Origin of the sequence: Thiolapillus sp., assembly GCF_048562965.1 — a bacterium.
GTDB lineage: Bacteria > Pseudomonadota > Gammaproteobacteria > Chromatiales > Chromatiaceae > Thiolapillus > Thiolapillus brandeum_A.
Genome location: NZ_JBHNMF010001113.1, coordinates 1 through 875, shown reverse-complemented (window position 1 = coordinate 875; position 875 = coordinate 1). Strand labels below are relative to the sequence as shown.

At 49.4% G+C, this 875-nt stretch carries 2 protein-coding genes; both read left to right on the top strand.

Translation table 11 applies throughout. The features are described 5' to 3' along the window. Positions 1 to 249 precede the first annotated feature (249 nt). Positions 250 to 528, top strand: coding sequence for a DUF1778 domain-containing protein (locus ACOCD2_RS22670; RefSeq protein WP_293650431.1), 279 nt, complete (start codon positions 250 to 252; stop codon positions 526 to 528). Then, a partial coding sequence (locus ACOCD2_RS22665; RefSeq protein ID WP_305801964.1) for a GNAT family N-acetyltransferase occupies positions 528 to 875 on the top strand: 348 nt, incomplete at its 3' end. The genes ACOCD2_RS22670 and ACOCD2_RS22665, both read left to right, overlap by 1 nt.

The window sequence follows — 875 nt, the reverse complement described above, 5'->3', positions numbered from 1 at the left end:
TAGCCGAAATACCGAATGTGTCCCGTGTCTGTACTCACTCATGCCCCCTACACTAAACCAGGAGGCTGAAAGCTTCCAGCTGAAGCTGGGGGTTTGAACCCTCCCATGTTGAGACAATCAATGGTGGCCGCGACAGTGCCAAAAATGTTCGTTTTTGACACATATTTTGTACGCTTTCATTGCGTACGGCTTGCTGATAGGCACAGCCTTGTGTACAATTTTAATGTGTACAAGAAGGAGGGCTTAACCATGCCTCAGATTCCAGTAGAAACTAACGACCGTATGTCACTACGTATCGCCTCAGAAGAAAAGACGCTGTTGATGCGTGCAGCCGCTTTACAACATACCAACTTGACTGAGTTCGTGATCCGCAATGTGATGTCAGCAGCACGGAAGATTATCGACGAGAACGAGCGATTGGAGCTGACCGAAAGAGATAGCTTGCATATTCTGGATCTTTTAGATAACCCACCGGCGCCCAATGATAAATTGTTGGCCGCAGCTTTTGCCTTACCGAAGCAATCATAATGCTACCTATCTGGCACGAAGAGCCCATTGGCAAACATCATGATCGCGGTGCCTTTGACTGTGGCGATGAGGCGTTGAATCAGTTTTTACATCGCCATGCAAGGCAGAGCCATGAGAAAGGTGGGGTAAAAACCTATCTTGCTGTTAGCGAGAACAATGAAAAGATATTGGGCTACTACAGCCTAAGTCCAGCCTCCATTGCTTATGAACGTGCGCCGGAGATGATTAAGCGTGGCCTGGCTCGACATGATGTGCCAGTATTTCGGCTTGGCCGTCTAGCTGTAGACGCTTCGGTTCAGGGGCATGGGCTGGGCGGCCAATTATTGCTTTCAGCAGGGCGGCGTTGC

Excerpts from the sequence above, each read along its gene's own strand:
- ACOCD2_RS22670 (WP_293650431.1), top strand. The coding sequence starts at position 250 with ATGCCTCAGATTCCAGTAGAAACTAACGACCGTATGTCACTACGTATC.